The 15,483-nt window shown below is 46.6% G+C and carries 13 protein-coding genes, 2 tRNA genes and 1 other RNA gene; 12 read left to right on the plus strand and 4 right to left on the minus strand.

Annotation, left to right across the window (positions count from 1 at the left end; all coding sequences use genetic code 11):
• Window positions 1-29: 29 nt before the first annotated feature.
• From gltX to COPRO5265_RS02045, 3 genes are all read right to left on the minus strand, one after another.
• On the minus strand, window positions 30-1,433 hold the full coding sequence (gltX, locus tag COPRO5265_RS02035) for a glutamate--tRNA ligase (protein ID WP_012543552.1): 1,404 nt from the start codon (window positions 1,431-1,433) through the stop codon (window positions 30-32).
• Window positions 1,430-4,060, minus strand: a complete 2,631-nt coding sequence (alaS, locus tag COPRO5265_RS02040; protein ID WP_012544372.1) for an alanine--tRNA ligase — start codon at window positions 4,058-4,060, stop codon at window positions 1,430-1,432. The genes gltX and alaS overlap by 4 nt, the downstream gene beginning before the upstream one ends.
• 100 nt (window positions 4,061-4,160) lie before the next feature.
• A complete protein-coding gene (locus tag COPRO5265_RS02045; RefSeq protein ID WP_143708084.1) occupies window positions 4,161-5,015 on the minus strand; it encodes a tRNA nucleotidyltransferase/poly(A) polymerase family protein in 855 nt (284 codons plus the stop codon).
• 91 nt (window positions 5,016-5,106) lie between these two features.
• Between COPRO5265_RS02045 and rplM the strand changes: the two genes are divergently transcribed.
• From rplM to COPRO5265_RS02060, 3 genes are all read left to right on the plus strand, one after another.
• Window positions 5,107-5,556, plus strand: a complete 450-nt coding sequence (gene rplM / locus COPRO5265_RS02050) for a 50S ribosomal protein L13 (protein WP_083760214.1) — start codon at window positions 5,107-5,109, stop codon at window positions 5,554-5,556.
• Between the two features lie 26 nt (window positions 5,557-5,582).
• Window positions 5,583-5,984: a 30S ribosomal protein S9 gene (gene rpsI, locus COPRO5265_RS02055; RefSeq protein WP_012544724.1), complete on the plus strand. Its 402-nt coding sequence runs from the start codon at window positions 5,583-5,585 to the stop codon at window positions 5,982-5,984.
• Window positions 5,985-6,017: 33 nt separating this feature from the next.
• Window positions 6,018-6,094, plus strand: a tRNA-Arg gene (locus COPRO5265_RS02060).
• A gap of 87 nt (window positions 6,095-6,181) precedes the next feature.
• Here the strand turns inward: COPRO5265_RS02060 and COPRO5265_RS07345 are convergent.
• Window positions 6,182-9,532, minus strand: coding sequence for an Ig-like domain-containing protein (locus tag COPRO5265_RS07345; protein ID WP_012543989.1), 3,351 nt, complete (start codon window positions 9,530-9,532; stop codon window positions 6,182-6,184).
• A 310-nt stretch (window positions 9,533-9,842) separates the two neighbouring features.
• On the opposite strand from COPRO5265_RS07345, the gene COPRO5265_RS02070 reads away from it, so the two are divergent.
• From COPRO5265_RS02070 to ffs, 9 genes are all read left to right on the plus strand, one after another.
• A complete protein-coding gene (locus tag COPRO5265_RS02070; RefSeq protein ID WP_041735589.1) occupies window positions 9,843-10,634 on the plus strand; it encodes a sulfite exporter TauE/SafE family protein in 792 nt (263 codons plus the stop codon).
• A 184-nt stretch (window positions 10,635-10,818) separates the two neighbouring features.
• Window positions 10,819-11,388 carry a GNAT family N-acetyltransferase gene (locus COPRO5265_RS02075; protein WP_012543915.1) on the plus strand — a complete coding sequence of 190 codons (570 nt, stop codon included), beginning with the start codon at window positions 10,819-10,821 and terminating at the stop codon, window positions 11,386-11,388.
• On the plus strand, window positions 11,372-12,607 hold the full coding sequence (locus tag COPRO5265_RS02080) for a M1 family aminopeptidase (protein ID WP_143708085.1): 1,236 nt from the start codon (window positions 11,372-11,374) through the stop codon (window positions 12,605-12,607). Before COPRO5265_RS02075 ends, COPRO5265_RS02080 begins: the two co-directional genes overlap by 17 nt.
• A gap of 110 nt (window positions 12,608-12,717) precedes the next feature.
• The gene (locus COPRO5265_RS02085) at window positions 12,718-13,251 is read left to right on the plus strand and encodes a hypothetical protein (RefSeq protein ID WP_012543988.1); all 534 of its coding nucleotides are present in this window, start codon (window positions 12,718-12,720) and stop codon (window positions 13,249-13,251) included.
• Window positions 13,241-13,699 carry a hypothetical protein gene (locus tag COPRO5265_RS02090; RefSeq protein ID WP_143708086.1) on the plus strand — a complete coding sequence of 153 codons (459 nt, stop codon included), beginning with the start codon at window positions 13,241-13,243 and terminating at the stop codon, window positions 13,697-13,699. The genes COPRO5265_RS02085 and COPRO5265_RS02090 overlap by 11 nt, the downstream gene beginning before the upstream one ends.
• Before the next feature lie 114 nt (window positions 13,700-13,813).
• Window positions 13,814-14,686, plus strand: coding sequence for a glucose-1-phosphate thymidylyltransferase RfbA (gene rfbA / locus COPRO5265_RS02095; RefSeq protein ID WP_012543443.1), 873 nt, complete (start codon window positions 13,814-13,816; stop codon window positions 14,684-14,686).
• 46 nt (window positions 14,687-14,732) lie between these two features.
• Window positions 14,733-15,197, plus strand: coding sequence for a tRNA adenosine(34) deaminase TadA (tadA, locus tag COPRO5265_RS02100; RefSeq protein ID WP_012544279.1), 465 nt, complete (start codon window positions 14,733-14,735; stop codon window positions 15,195-15,197).
• A gap of 70 nt (window positions 15,198-15,267) precedes the next feature.
• A tRNA-Ser gene (locus tag COPRO5265_RS02105) sits at window positions 15,268-15,360 on the plus strand.
• Window positions 15,361-15,456, plus strand: an RNA gene (gene ffs, locus COPRO5265_RS07430) — signal recognition particle sRNA small type.
• Window positions 15,457-15,483 lie beyond the last annotated feature (27 nt).

Consider the following 15,483-nt stretch of genomic DNA (forward strand, 5'->3'; position numbering starts at 1 on the left):
GTGCTTCGCTTTGTAAATTGCTAAAAAAGTTAGCTCTTACGTAGCCTCCTTAGAACCATGTCTTTGGGCATGGCTTCCATGAGGTGGAATAGGGAAGGTCCCACGGATTTACCGCTGATTACTGCTCTGATAAATGGGAAGTAGTCGCGTGGTTTTATACCTTTGTCCTGAGCATACTGCCTCAGCACAGCTTCGATGTGATCTGCGTCCCACACCGTAGCGTCAAGCTGCTCAGCCAAACCTCCCAGTGGCAAATCCTTTGCCAAAAGCTCCTGTGCTTTTTCATCCACTGTGAAATCATCAGTGAAGATGTAGTCAGCCAGTTCAACAAAGTCTTTCAAGGTGCGCATACGCTCTACCAAGAGTGGAATTAGCCTCAGGTGGTAAGGTTCAATCTGGAATCCTTTCGCTTCCGCAAAGGGCCTTATGCGGTCCAGAAGTTCTTCTGGAGGAAGCATTTTCATGTGTTCGCGGTTTATGTAGTAGAGCTTATCGGGGTCAAATACCGCTGGGTGCAAGCCAATCTTTTTTGGGTCGAAAAGATCAATGAGTTCTTGTTTAGTGTAGACTTCTCTGTCTGGGTCATAGGACGCACCCAGCAAGGCGAGGAAGTTAAACAGCGCTTCAGGTAGGAACCCTTCGTCGCGATATGCTTCCACGCCCACGGCACCGTGCCTCTTGGAAAGTTTGGTTTTGTCCTTCCCCAAGATCATGGGGACATGTCCAAACTCGGGTGTTTCCCAGCCCAGTGCTTCATAAATAAGGATTTGCTTAGGGGTGTTGGGTATGTGATCTTCTCCTCTGAGCACGTGAGTAACACCCATTGTGTGGTCGTCTATGACCACGGCGAAGTTGTAAGTGGGTGTACCATCACTTCTCACCAAGATGAAATCGTCCAGTTCACTACTGTTAATCTCAATGTGGCCTTTGACCATGTCGTCCCATGCGATTATGCCTCTATCTTGCGGTACTTTCAGCCTAACAGCAAAGGGCATGCCTTTGTTGAGCCGCTCTTCAATCTCTTCTTGGGTAAGTCGTGAGCAGCGTCCATCGTAACGTGTTGGGAGTCCTTGCTGACGCTGCTGCTCTCGCATCTGCTCTAGCTCCTCGGTGGTACAAAAGCAGCGATAAGCTTTGCCTTCCTCCAGAAGTTTTTGGGTGTACTGCTGGTAAATGTGCATGCGTTCAGATTGGTGGTAAGGTCCTTCGTCCCAATCCAAGCCCAGCCATTTCATGGAAATCAGTATTTGCTCAGAGTACTCGGGTTTACTGCGCTCAGGGTCAGTGTCCTCGATGCGCAGCAAGAACGTTCCTCCAAACTTTTTTGCAAAAAGGTAGTTAAAAAGAGCTGTTCTGGCTCCTCCCACGTGCAAATAACCAGTAGGTGAAGGAGCAAATCGAGTCTTTATGTGTGTGGAGTCGTTAACACTCATGCTAAACCAAGCCTCCTTTTACATTCGTAGATGGCTTGCTGCACTGCCACGGACAAGCGAGATGCATCAGTGCCTCCCGCCTGTACCAGTGTGGGGCGTCCGCCACCTTTACCTCCTATGTAGGAAGCTGCCATGTTCACTACTTCACGGAGGTTTACCTTCTCGGCCACATCAGGTGACGCTGCCAAGACCAAGACGGGTTTTTCATTGTTCAAGGTTCCCAAAGCCGCCACAAAAGGTTTGTTAAAACTTCTCATGGCATCAACAGCAATGATGAGCGCACTGGGGTCTCTGGGTGGGAACACTGCATTTATGAACTTAATGCCGTTTATCTCCTCTGCTTTGGTAAAGAGTTCTTTTCCTTCAGCAGTGTGTACCCGTTCAATAAGGTGCTTGATTTCTTTGTCCTTTTCTTTTAAGTCCTGGTTCAGTTTTTGTAGTTTTTGCACGACCATGTCTTTGGACGTATCCAGCTCCTCTGCTACATCTTTAACCAACTTTTCTAAATTCCACAAATGCTCCAGAGCCTTTTTCCCTGTGATGGCTTCAATTCTTCTTATACCTTGACTGCTTGCTGATTCGCTTATGATATGGAACAAACCAATGTCGCCTGTTCGCTTTGCGTGAGTACCACCGCAAAGCTCCATGGACCAGTCGGGCACTTCAACTACTCTGACGGTTTCACCATATTTTTCCCCAAAGAGCGCCATGGCACCCATCTTCTTCGCTTCATCCAGACTGGTGAAGAATATGTTCACCTCTTTGTTTTCTAGTACTTGCTCGTTAACCAGACGCTCCACTTCTTGAATCTGGGCGGGGGACATGCTTTCAAAGTGACTAAAGTCAAAACGGAACCAATCTGGTCCAACTTTTGAACCACCCTGTCTGACGTGATCTCCAAGCACGCGCCTAAGAGCTGCATGCAAAAGGTGAGTGGCTGTGTGTGCCCTTTGCATGGCTTTACGCCTTTCTATGTCCACCTGCAAAAAGGCTTGCTGTCCTTCTTTAATTACACCTGAAGTTACCTGTCCGTAATGTACAATCACATTACCGCCTAAGACCTTCTGCACATCATCTACGCGGAACGTGCCTGTTTCAGTGGTGATAATGCCGTGGTCTGCTTCCTGTCCTCCACTTTCAGCGTAGAAGGGGGTGTGCTCCACTATGATGGCACCTTCATCGCCTTCGTGAAGCTCTGTTCGGCTATTGTCCTTTACCGTTGCAATGATGGTGGAGCTGTCTTCCAACTGGTCATACCCAGTGAACTCAGTCTTTATGTTCCCCACAAGACGAGTAAAAATGGTGTCGGTGAGAACTGCTTCTCCGCCTTTCCAAGAAGCTCTGGACTGCTCCTTGTACTGCTCGATAATCTGGTTTAGCTTCTCTTTATCCGTGCTAAGGTTATTTTCCTGCAGTACATCGTCGATGATGTCCAAAGGCAAACCGTAGGTATCGTAAAGTCTGAACACTTCTTCAGCAGGCACTTCTTTGATGCCCTGCTTTTTCATTTGCTGGACAAGTTCATCTAGGTAGCGCTGGCTACTGCTCAAGGTACGCAGGAACGCTTCTTCTTCCTGCTTGATGAGTTTCATGGAAAGGTCTTGGCCACCGATGAGCTCTGGATACCAGTTCTTATAATGTTCAACGACAACGGGCACGATGTTGTACAGGAACGGTTCTTCTTTACCAAGCTGTAATCCGTACCTGACTGAGCGGCGAGCAATGCGTCTTATAACATAACCTCTGCCCTCATTGGAAGGAACAGCGCCGTCTGTTATGGCAAAGGTGAGTGCTCTTATGTGATCAGCAATAACACGAAAAGCGACTAAGTTTTCTTCGTATTTCTTGCCCGTTAGCTGCCCAATGGCTTCTATGATGGGCTGGAAAAGATCCGTTTCAAAGTTTGTGGGTTTTCCTTGCATGATGGCAGCCATGCGCTCAAGGCCCATCCCTGTATCGATGTTCTTTCTGGGTAAATCAGAAAGGTTGCCGTTTTCGTCTTGGTAGTACTGGGTAAAGACCAAATTCCAGAACTCGCGGAACCGTTCTCCCTCTGCTGCAGGTCCTTTTGAAGGGTCATCGCAAGGCCACTCTTCACCCATGTCGTAGTGAATCTCACTGCAAGGTCCACATGGACCTGTGGGTCCAGGAGGCCCCCAGAAGTTTTCTTCTTTTCCCATACGGACTATGCGGTTTTCTGGAAGTCCTACCAAGTTATGCCATATGTCAAAGGATTCATCGTCATCTTGGTAAATGGTTACCCAAAGGCGCTCTGGTGGAAGTTTGAAACGCTGAGTAACCAACTCCCATGCCCAAAGAATGGCTTCTTTCTTGAAGTAATCGCCAATGGAAAAGTTTCCCAGCATTTCAAAAAAGGTGTGGTGCCGTGAAGTGTGACCCACGTTTTCCAGATCACCCGTTCTGAGGCATTTTTGAACTGTGGTTATGCGCTTGGCAGGAGGCTGTGCCTGGCCTAAGAAATAAGGCTTAAACTGCACCATGCCAGCACTGGTGAACATGAGAGTGGGATCGTCAGGCAGCAAGGAAGACGAAGGCAAACGTAGATGACCTTTCTCTTCAAAGAAACTTAGGTAAACTGAGCGTATTTCATCTCCAGACATATACATAGAGCTGTTGCACCATCCTTTCTATGGTTAGAAAAAACTTTGGACTCTTCAGTATGCTTACTTACTTAACGTATATTAAGTATTTTAAATCATGAAGCTTCTAAGCGTCACCAAGCTCCTGCTTTTCTCTTAAAAATGCTACGCATTGGTCGTAGTAATGCTTGTGGGGGTTCTCTGTAGTGGGTGTTTTAGGTGCTCTGTGACGAAACAGTGCCCACGCCTTATAAAGCTGTATAACTTCAGGTTTGCTTTGAACCAAGGCACCCCAAACAGCTTTTTTACCGTGGGTGCATAGGCAGGCAGGTGGATCGGCAAGGTCCATGTGCTCCAAATCCCAGCACAGGTTTGTCAGTTTTGGAGGTAAACCAAACAGCTCTGGGTAGTGGTGTGCTTCGCATGCTGAGGTTCTAATGGGTGCTAGGGGCGGCAAATTGGTTGAAGGTACTTTTAATGGAAGCTGGAAAAAGTCTTTAAGAATCTCTATGGCTTTTAGCCATTCTGGAGATAGTATCATTTTTAGATATTCCTGGTAAAGTCGGCCTTCGTTCACTTGCCTTAGCAGTAAAAGGCCGTCCACCTTGTCTCCCACAGGTGTTAGACCAAGTTCAGCGCACAGCTTGGCAGCTCTTAAAACCCTTATTGGGTCTTCTTCCAGCCTTTCTTTCTCCACGGACAGCTGTCTGTTAAAAAGGTCTTCTAACCCACCTCGTGGGTCATAGTAGTTTCCTTGGAAATCCAGTGCCATGGCATTCATGGGAAAATCGCGTTTTTGCAGGTTAAGCTGTGAGCTTACATCGACAATTTTGCCGCCTATGATGTAGCGATAAGTTAGGACATCTTTTCCCAAAACAACCTTGGGTTCAAAGGGCACATGTGCGTCGCTTATGATATCATAATCTTTGGGCGGTTTGCCCAATATGATGTCTCGCAAACAGCCGCCAACTAAGAAATCCATGTTATTATTGTATATTGTAAAATTGGTATGGTCTGGTAAAGAACGTACTATTTGATATGCTGTTTCAGCAGTAAAAGTAACAAGATGGTTAATGGAAGGAGGAAACACCGTGAAAACCATAATGGCAAAACCAGGTCAGGTAGAAAGAAAGTGGTACGTGGTTGATGCTGCTGGTAAGCCGCTAGGAAGGCTGTCAGCTGGCATTGCACGTATCCTCATGGGCAAGCACAAACCCATCTGGACACCTGGCGTGGATTGTGGCGATTTCGTTATTGTGATCAATGCAGAGAAGGTAGCTTTGAGTGGCTCTAAAGAACTCAAGAAAGTGTATTATGACCACTCTGGTTATCTGGGTGGCCAGCGAGTTACACCAGCCTGGCAGCTAAGGCAGAAAAAGCCAGAGCAGCTCATTTACAGATCAGTGAAGGGCATGCTGCCCAAGAATAGTTTGGGACGCAGGCAGATCACTCACTTGAAGGTTTATGCGGGACCGGAACATCCGCATCAGGCTCAGCAGCCTGAGAAGATTGAGCTGCCATAAAAGGGCAAAGGAGATAGGAGGGAAATATGCAAGCACAAGCACCGGTAGTAGGTAGAAGAAAAAGGGCAGTTGCCAGAGTCAGATTGGTGCCTGGGACCGGTCGCATCCTTGTAAACGGGCATGATTACAAAGAGTACTTCCACCGAGTAACCTTGGAAAAGGTTGTTGAGAAGCCTTTTGAAGCCACTGGTACTCTGGGACAGTATGATGTTTTCGCTCGCGTAGAAGGCGGCGGCAAGAGCGGTCAGGCAGATGCCATCAGACTGGGTATTGCCCGGGCACTGGTCAGATTGAATCCTGAGTGGCGTAAACCACTAAGGCAAACCAAGTTGGTTTACTCTCTGCTTACCAGAGATCCCAGGGAGAAAGAACGTAAGAAATACGGACTGCACGGAGCTCGTAGGGCTCGTCAGTACAGAAAACGTTAGAAACGCGTTAAAATATTATTGTCACTGTTAGGTGCGCCTGTGGCTCAATTGGATAGAGCAGCGGACTACGGATCCGCAGGTTGGGGGTTCGAGTCCCTCCAGGCGCGCCATTTTTTATTGCAGAAGTTTCGGCGCAAATTAAAAGGGGCTCCTCTACTGGGAGCCCCTTTCTGCAACTTAAATGTATAGTTTACACTTTACACGTTTGGTGGTATGACGCCAGCTGCTTGAAGCACACGTTTAAGCATGACCACTGCTTCTGCGCGTGTGGCGTTGGCTTGTGGATCGAAGGTGCCATCAGGTCTGCCTAGGACAATGCCTTTCTGCACTGCTGCCGCAACTTCCTTTTTGGCCCAGCTGCTTATCTTGGCCTGGTCAGTAAACCTTGACAGTAATGCATCTACTTCTTCCTCTTCAACAGTCCAGTTCATAGCTCTTACGATAAACGCTGCGATTTGTTCTCTGGTTACCTGAGCGTATGGCCTGAATGTGCCATCTTCAAAGCCAATGGCAATGCCTACCTTGTGTGCAGCTTCTACTTCAGCAGCGAACCAAGCGTCAGGAGGTACGTCTTTGAAGGACGTTTCGCTCACGGGTTCTACCGGTACATCAAGTGACCGTACCAGTAAAGCCACAAACTCCGCTCTGGTGACGCTACCATCAGGGTTGAACTTGTTGTCGCCAACACCTTTTGCAATGCCCAAGCCGGCCATGAGTTCTATATCATGCTGTGCCCAGTGTCCTTGAATGTCATCAAAAGTCTGTGTGGGGAGTCCAACGGTGGTGAAGCTGAACGTGTAAGCCTCCTTGAGTGGATTACCAGCTACATCTTTTACAGCCCCTGCTGGTATGGTAACTGTGTACTTGGTGGAGTACTCAAGACGGGCATTTGGTCTAATGGTTAGATCAGAACCACTGATTTCCACTTTTGTGCTTATCTCTTTTCCTTCTGCATTTTTAAGTACTATATCTGCGAATGCATCTCCGGCTACTATGTCTTCATTGAAGGTAACCTTTATCACTTTGTCCAGAGCAACGTCAACTGCACCGTTTGCAGGGTCTGTGCTTTCCACCTCAGGCGCGGTCGTGTCAGGTTCAGCCATGGTGGTGAAGCTAAATGAAACGTCTTTAGGTAGTGGATTATCAGCTGTATCTTTGACTGCACCTGCCGGTATGGTAACTGTGTACTCAGTGGAGTAAGCCAATGGATCGCTAGGTGTAATGGTGAGCACACTAGCAGTAAGTGTGGTAGTCACAGCAACAGTAGCGCCTTTTGCATCGGCTAAGGTGATCTTATCAAAGTTAGTAGCACTTACCACATCTTCATTGAAGGTAACCTTTATCACTTTGTCAATTGGTACATTTGTGGCATTGTTAACTGGATCAGTGTTAACCACAGTAGGAGCAGCAGTATCTAGCACTTTTTCTAATACAGCGTATTTACTGAAGTGCGTAGTTTCAAAGACCATACACTTGGTATCCTGGTCGAAGCTGGAAGAGATTTCTTCCCATGCCTCTGTGTTCTCGTTGAACCTAGCAACTGTGAGCAAGCCAGCAGCAGCTAACTCTTGTTTATCGCTTGGAACGGGCACATACACTTTGACATTTCCGCCTAAATCAGTGATATCTTCGCGGCTTCCGTCAGACTTCACAAGTTCCATAGTGATTTCAAAAATCGCACCCGCTAGTTTATACTGATCGGCGTTAGTAGCTTGTCCATGAAGTTCCTCTGCAGCAGTGCTGGATAATTCAGCAACCTTTATTTCTACCTGAGCACCTGTTAATTCGGCCAAATTAGACACAACTGCGGCAGGCAATTCCATTTGAACTTCTCCTATGTTAACAACCACTGGTTTCTCTGTTTCCCCTATGATAGCTAGTTGGTCTAACGTCAGAGCGAGTGTATCTTCTCCTTCTGGAGCACTTAGGACTACTTCGCCCGTTTCTTCGGCCTCACTTATAGCTTCCTCGATTGCGCTGTCGGGTAATGGTTCCTCAGCTCCGGGCGGTGTGGGTTCCTCTGGTGGTGGAGGTGGTGGCGGTAGAGGTCGCGCTGCTGTTGTAAAGCTCCAGCTGAACGCTCTGTTGAAAACCGTTGGACCGTCGATAGCCACAGCATTAAGCGCTGTTAATGGGACTGGTTCTTCCTTTTCGATCTTGGCATAGAATGTGCCTTCAGGTACGTTCACAGTGTATGAAGTTCCGTATGCAAACGGTGGATGAGTTATCACCACAGTCTTTTTATCATCCGCTAGACTTGCAGAAACGTTACTTAGTGAGCCGATGGTTATTGAAGGTTCTGACACCATTTCCACTGGGTAGTTGAAGACCAACTTTACTTCTGCATTAAGGGCAACGCCTGTGCTGCCGTGGGCTGGCACCTTAGTAGCTACTGAGTCAAGGCTCACAAGGTCCGTCATTTGTTCATCAGCATACCAATCGTAAATGACAATTGGTCCAGCAAGTGTCGCACTGAATGGCCCTTCGTCTGTTCCCCAGTAGTTACCGGAAGCGTAGAGGGTTGAGGTGGAGCGATTGACGACTTCACCTTTGATGTTTGCGTTGGCCACTCTTAAGGTGCCTTCTGTATTCTGGCTTATAATTATTGCCGCGAAATCGGTTTGACTGTCTGGCGATAAGTTATTTTCGTTATTAACAATGAAACTACCGCCTTCAATATCGAGCATGTCATTTCTTTGGTCCGTCCCAGCATTTACACCAAAACGGACTGCGTAGCTGTCGCCGTAGACGATTCTAGGAACAACTTCTATGTCGGTATCAATGATACTTAATTTCCCGCCATTTTCGAAGTTAATGCCACTCTTTACATCAGAAATTGATGAATTCCTAACAGTTAGTTCTTTTGCGTAGCCACCTATGGTGACGTAGTATCCATTAGTGAATGTGCAATTATCTATGGTAATAACCGCTTGAGGGTTGGTTACAGGAACATAAATTGCAAGTGCACCCCATTTGTATTTTTCATTGTTCTCGGTAGGTACAAGAAATCCATTTGCATCAAAGTCACAGTTCATTATTTGTATGTCGCTAACACCCTCGTTTATGTCAATGTTATGATAGTATTTTCCATTGGTTGGAGCAAGCCCTTCTGGGACTTTAAGTTTAAGGTTTTCGATTCTTGTTCCACTGGCACCGCTGTTCAGTTTTATGGTAGTCCAGTTCGTGGAATCAGTTGCGGTCGTTATTACTGGTTTTTCTCCATTCTCATCTGCAACGCCGATTAGGTTTATTGGTTTGCTGATGGTTAGGTTCTCGATATAAGTACCAGTATTCACGTAAACAGTTCCCGTTGCAGCGACTAAGTTGATTGCATCCTGAATGGTAGCGGTAGCATTCTCGCCGATCGTTGCTGTGCCGCCAATGACCGGAACTGTGGAGCCTGTTCCAGCTTCTTTCCAGTCGTCGTCCACCCAAACGACGTCCGGTGGTTCTTCTTGTCCTCTTGCTACTGGTAAAGGCGCTATGAATGTGGCTACAAGGGATAGAGTAAGCACCAATACCAGTAGTTTCTTTGTTTTGCCTCTCATTTCACAATCACCCCCCTTTATGGAGGATTATAGCACTATATAAGCTAATGAGATCACAAAATGCTCATCTTCTAAACATTCATGTATACGAATCGTTTTTTGTGTCAGCCATTCGTTGAAAGGAGCTAGGCGTGATCGCTTTAAGGTAGAGAAGTACTTTGTTTAGAAAGGGTATCTTGGTTGGTCTTATAATTTGTACTTTCTTTGGGTATCTTCTTTTACAGACTTACCATGAACGGCAGATGTGAGCACTATGAAGCTGCCAAACACTGCTGTTGGCTCATGAGCAAGATGACTTTGTGGAGGTGATATGGTGACGCAGCTTCTAATTGTTCTGGTTGGGTTGATAGCAGGCGTAGTCACTGGTCTTATTGGAGCCAGTGGGGTGATGGTTATTGTCCCGGGGCTAGTGATGCTGGGCTACGGCGCAGCCGACGCCATTGGGGCGAGTTTGTTTGCTGATACGGTAGCTTCTCTGGTAGTTAGTTGGACCTACTACCAAGCAGGCAATGTGAACTTACGGCAGGGCTGGTGGATTGCTGTGGGCTCCGTTTTGGGTGCGCAAGTCGGAAGTTACATTTCTCCACATATTGCTGAAAGCAGTTTAGGAGGCTCATTTGGAATTTTTCTCATAATCACGGCTGTTATATTCGCTCTGCGCGGCATGGGTACAGTTATTGGTGTAAATGGACAGCAAGTGGAGGCAAAACGCGAGCCTAATAAACTTCTTAAAATTCTTAGGAAAAACGTGGTATTGTCCAGTCTCATACTGGGCTTCCTAGTAGGTATAATAAGCGGCTTACTTGGGGCTGGTGGCGGCGTTATGATACTGCTCATTTTGGTTTTCGTGCTGGAATACAGCATGCATGAAGGCGTCGGTACATCGACCTTTATCATGGCTTTTACTGCCGCTTCAGGTGCCATTGGGCATGCTTTTACGGGTAACCTTCCCCTGGAAGCAGCAGTGCTAAGTGGTTTAGGCACTGTCATAGGAGGCAGGTTTGCTGCACGGTTTGCCAACAGGGTAAATGAAAAGGTTTTGAGTTACATAGTGGGAGCCATTTTTGGTATTTTGGGTGTGGCCATGCTATTTGGTCTGTAATCTTACTGCTCCGTAGTTTTTGTCAGCACTTTTTGTGTGGTGCAGGTTGAGGAAAGCGGGTTTATACTTATTTTGCAGTGTGTTGTTTCCCCAAATTTCCAGTTAGGGAGGCTTAATGTTGTATATGTTACACGGAAGATTAGTAAAAAGCTGTCGGGTGCACTGACGGAGGGAGGCTTTATCTATGTTAGAGGGTAACTTAGTGAGGTTGAGGGCATACGAACGTGACGATTTAGAAAAAGCAAGGATGATATACAACGATCCTGATGTTAATAAGTTCCTTAGACTTGACGTACCTTATCCGCTGAAGGTTGAAGACGAGGTCAAATGGTACGAGGGTTTGAACCCCTTTGGGAATGGTGCTTATACTTTTGCTATTGAAACAATTGCTGATGGAGAATTCATCGGTTCATGTGGCATCGAGGCCGTGGACTGGAAAAATTCCCACGCATCACTGGGCATATTTTTAGGTAAAAAGTACTGGAACAAAGGCTATGGCAGTGACGCTTTGTCAACTTTGCTCGATTTTTGCTTTAGTGAAATGAACCTGCATAGGACTTACATTTACGTGTTCAAGTTCAACGAGCGAGCAATCCACACTTATGAGAAAATTGGCTTCAAAGTAGACGCTACGTTGCGTGACAATGTTTTCAAAGACGGAAAGTATCAAGACGAGCTTGTAATGTCCATTCTACGCAGTGAATGGGAAGAGAAGAAAAGAAAGCAAACTCAAGCACATGACAATGAAAGATGATCATCGCGAAACTCATTACAACGTTGAGCTTACTCTGGATCCTGACCAAGGGTTATTGCACGCAAATGTGGAACTACTGTGTTCATCCATTGAACAACAATGCAGTAATCTTGAGTTCTATCTTCACAAGAGCATGGAGGTAAAGAGCATCACCGGCAGTGTTCCGATTACTTACCAGTTTGATGTGGAGCAGCCGTGCTCCTTTCCATTTACGCCAGATGCAGGTACTTTAAAAATAAAGCTTACTCAGCCAATGGAAGATGATAAATTGCTTCGAATTTGGTTTGAGTATGAAGGAAACATAGGGGTACCCCCATGGGAAGTAAATCGGATAACCCCAGGTTGGGTGGAACTCGGTTTCTATGCTACTTGGTTCCCGTATAATCCTGAGTTAAAGCAGTTTTGTTACGATGTGCAAGTGCAGATTGACCCCGGCTATGAGGTGATCGGTTTAGGTGAGGTGAAGCAACTTGGTGAAGGTTTATGGTATATTAGCCAGAAGCAGCCTTCTGCAGACATGGTTGTGATGGCATCAAATAGGTTTTGCAGGTTGAGAGATGCGGAAAGTGGCTTGGAAATGGAACTAGATTACGTGGACGTGGCAAAGTGGGTGATTGAAGATGTTTTTAAGAAAGGGCTGCAGGCCTTGAAGTGGTACAGTGAATGGTTTGGTGTCACTTCAAGCGTTGATATGAGAATTGTCATTACGCCGCGCACCGAAGGTGGAGGTTATGCTAGAACGGGTTTTATTGTACTACCCCGCATTGGTACAGAAAGCTACAAAGAGCAGGAAGTAAGCTACTTTAGTAACTTAGCTCATGAGTGTGCGCACCTTTGGTGGGCAAATGCTCCAGTTAACTCGTGGGAAGATTGGCTAAATGAATCCTTTGCCGAGTACTCTGCTTTAATGGCAGTAAGGGAGCTGTTTGGAACGGTTCATTTTGAAAGCATCCTCGCTAAGAAACTCAAGCGCTCAGAAGGCATGCCTCCTATTAAGGGCATTAAAAGGAATGAAGAGAGAGCTTTCACCGTTTTATATGACAAGGGATGCTTAGTGCTTTACGAGCTTGAGCAAATGGCTGGGCGAAAAAAGTTCATTGAAGTGCTTAGAAAAACCTTCCAGCAAAAGGTAAGCTCTACAGCAGAATTTGTTGAGCTTGTGGGTGCGGACGTAAGCAACGAAGCTAAGAAAAAGCTGAATCGACTGCTGAGTAGTTAAAGGTAGGATGTCAACTGAGAATGGGGTAATAGAAGTTGTTTTAGGGCGCGTGAGCAGAATAGAGACGGTGTGTAACTGTTGGCTATTCTGCGGGCTGAGGGAGGAGAGTTGTGAAAAAACTATTAACGTTTTTAGTAGCATTTTTGATTGTTGTTTTGGTTCATGAGGGTGCACATGCTTTGGTTGCTGCTGCTTACGGAGAACTCGCTGCCTTCCAGGTGCATCCATATGGTTTTGAGGTTATCTTCAAAACACCAGTAGCTCAAAGGCAGGGCATTGAGTGGGGTCTTATTTCTGGAGTAAGCAATGTAATAACTGTGCTTTTGGGTTATTTACTGCTCTTTTTTGTTAAACCCATAGCGAATATGAAAAACTCCTTCGTGAGTGCTGTTGGTTATTGGCTTATTGTGATGTTTCTACTGCTCGACCCTCTTAATCTGTCTGTAGGTCCTTTCCTGTACGGTGGAGACATAGGCGGTATTGTAGCTGGCTTTGGAGTAAATCAGTACCTTGTTCAAATTCTATCTTTTGCTATTTTTCTCATAAACCGTGAGCTTGTGGCTCAGGTTTTGCTGCCCGCCTATGGCATAAAGACTGACCATCCACTTTTCAAACCATGGATAAAACTTGGTAGTGTTAGTTAGTAAGGAGGTGGCAGAAGTAAGAAAACAAAAGTTCAAAAGAGGCGTTTTTCCGCTTCTATTGCTGGGGATGATTCTCCTTTTTGTTTTTGGCTGCAAGGGAAGCGATAGCTCTTCGGTGCGGATAGGATTTGTCGGATCAAACTACAGCAACCACATGGACTATGAGTTTTCAACATTTACGGGCACTGAAAGTAACAAATTCAAAGCGCAGAAAGGTGACCTCATCAAGCCAACATATGACGTCACATTGACAAAGGGCAAAATTACTATTCAGCTCATTAGCCCGACAAAAGAGCTGGTGTGGAAGAAGGACATACAGCAAAACGAACAGGGCATGACCGAGCTTGTGTTAGAGGAAAGCGGTTGGTACACCTTTTTGGTAACAGGAAAAGCAGCAGGAGGATCGTTTTACCTTTCTTGGGACGTCATAAGTAAGGCAGAAAAATAAACAAGCTGAAGCTTCTTACGTCGGTCTGCGGGCAAACGATTAGGTTAGGGTCTGTTATCATTCTTAATAATGAGTTAACAGTATTGCTCTTTTTATGGTATTGGAGGTGCGGTTATGAAAGGTATTGTTTTGGCTGCTGGCTTAAATACGCGTCTTTATCCAGTTACAGTGGCTGTCAATAAGCAGCTTTTGCCTGTTTACGATAAACCCATGATTTACTACCCCTTGTCCATGCTCCTCATGGCCGGCATAAAGGATATTTTGGTCATTGCAGATCCTTACAATGTGAGTGCTTTCCAGCGTCTACTTGGCAGTGGCGAGCATTTAGGGGTGAAGTTCAGTTATGCTGTGCAGTGGATACCCAGAGGCATAGCTGACGCTTTTATTGTGGGTGAGTGGTTTGTAAATGGTAGTAAGTGTGCATTGGTTTTAGGCGACAACGTGTTTTTTGGCCCTTCACTCGAGAAGTCAGTGGCTGAAGCATCGCAGCTCAAGGAAGGTGCTGTGGTCTTTGGCTATCCGGTGGATGATCCGCGATCTTTCGGTGTGGTGGAATTCGATGAGCAGGGTAATGTAATTTCACTGGAGGAGAAACCACAGCAGCCAAAATCCAAATACGCAGTGCCTGGACTTTATTTCTATGACAACCACGTGGTAGAAATGGCAAAAGCACTTAAACCTTCGGCTCGAGGGGAGCTGGAGATAACCGATCTGAACAAAGCTTACCTGGAGCAAGGAAAACTCAGGGTAAAAGTGTTGTCTGACGATCTACAGTGGTTTGATACGGGAACGCATGATAGTCTTTTGCATGCCAGCAATGAGGTGGCGCGATATCAAAAAGAGACTGGCCATTACGTAGGATGTCTGGAGGAAGTCGCTTACAGGCAGGGATTCATTGATAGAGACCAATTAAGAGCGCTGGGCATGAGGTACAAGAACACCGCCTACGGTAGATATTTGCAGGCAGTGGCTGACGGGTTAGTCTGAGAAAGTGTTAAAGGGTTAGCGCCGGGAAGGGCCTGCACACACGAATATGACAATACTTGGCGATGACGAAAAGTACATGGTAGAAGCCTTAAAGGAAGCTGTAAAGGCATACAACGAGGGGGAAGTTCCCGTGGGGGTCGTGGTTGTGTTTAATGGTGTGGTGGTAGGCAGAGGGTATAATCTTAGGGAACAGAGCCATGACCCCACTGCTCACGCAGAAGTGGTGGCTTTGCGTGATGCTGCTGCACACATGGGACGGTGGAACCTTAGCGGCGCTACGGTGTACGTGACGTTGGAGCCCTGTTTGATGTGCTGCTATGCCTTGGTTCTTGCAAGAGTCGATCGAGTAGTGTTCGGCGCCACAGATCAGAAAGCCGGAGCACTAGTTACTCACATGGATTTCCTTTCTCTGCCTTTCTTAAACCACCGCTTTGAAGTCCGCGGTGGGGTTTTGGAAAAAAGCTGTTCAAAACTGCTTAGCTCCTTTTTTAGGAAGCTGCGTCAGGGTTAGAAAGGGTCAAGTAGAAGGGTTCTGGCGTGAAGAAGGCAGGTTGTCAAATACTGTATAATGAAAAATAGTCGGAGAGGTGTCCGAGCGGCCGAAGGAACCCGACTGGAAATCGGGTAGGCGGCTAAACCCCGCCTCGAGGGTTCAAATCCCTCCCTCTCCGCCAACCCGGTACGTGGAGTGAGGTACGGCTGTGAACCCCGCCAGGCCCGAGAGGGAGCAACGGTAAGCAGTTTAGTGCCTGTGCTCCACACCGGGCTTTTATGCATCTGCGCAGGGGGTAGAGCAG

The organism is Coprothermobacter proteolyticus DSM 5265 (assembly GCF_000020945.1).
GTDB lineage: Bacteria > Coprothermobacterota > Coprothermobacteria > Coprothermobacterales > Coprothermobacteraceae > Coprothermobacter > Coprothermobacter proteolyticus.

What these genes read in the sequence shown, in the direction of transcription:
- gltX (WP_012543552.1), bottom strand. Translation starts at nt 1,433, where the DNA reads ATGAGTGTTAACGACTCCACACACATAAAGACTCGATTTGCTCCTTCA.
- alaS (WP_012544372.1), bottom strand. Translation starts at nt 4,060, where the DNA reads ATGTATATGTCTGGAGATGAAATACGCTCAGTTTACCTAAGTTTCTTT.
- COPRO5265_RS02045 (WP_143708084.1), bottom strand. Translation starts at nt 5,015, where the DNA reads ATGGATTTCTTAGTTGGCGGCTGTTTGCGAGACATCATATTGGGCAAA.
- rplM (WP_083760214.1), top strand. Translation starts at nt 5,107, where the DNA reads ATGGAAGGAGGAAACACCGTGAAAACCATAATGGCAAAACCAGGTCAG.
- rpsI (WP_012544724.1), top strand. Translation starts at nt 5,583, where the DNA reads ATGCAAGCACAAGCACCGGTAGTAGGTAGAAGAAAAAGGGCAGTTGCC.
- COPRO5265_RS07345 (WP_012543989.1), bottom strand. Translation starts at nt 9,532, where the DNA reads ATGAGAGGCAAAACAAAGAAACTACTGGTATTGGTGCTTACTCTATCC.
- COPRO5265_RS02070 (WP_041735589.1), top strand. Translation starts at nt 9,843, where the DNA reads ATGGTGACGCAGCTTCTAATTGTTCTGGTTGGGTTGATAGCAGGCGTA.
- COPRO5265_RS02075 (WP_012543915.1), top strand. Translation starts at nt 10,819, where the DNA reads ATGTTAGAGGGTAACTTAGTGAGGTTGAGGGCATACGAACGTGACGAT.
- COPRO5265_RS02080 (WP_143708085.1), top strand. Translation starts at nt 11,372, where the DNA reads ATGACAATGAAAGATGATCATCGCGAAACTCATTACAACGTTGAGCTT.
- rfbA (WP_012543443.1), top strand. Translation starts at nt 13,814, where the DNA reads ATGAAAGGTATTGTTTTGGCTGCTGGCTTAAATACGCGTCTTTATCCA.
- tadA (WP_012544279.1), top strand. Translation starts at nt 14,733, where the DNA reads ATGACAATACTTGGCGATGACGAAAAGTACATGGTAGAAGCCTTAAAG.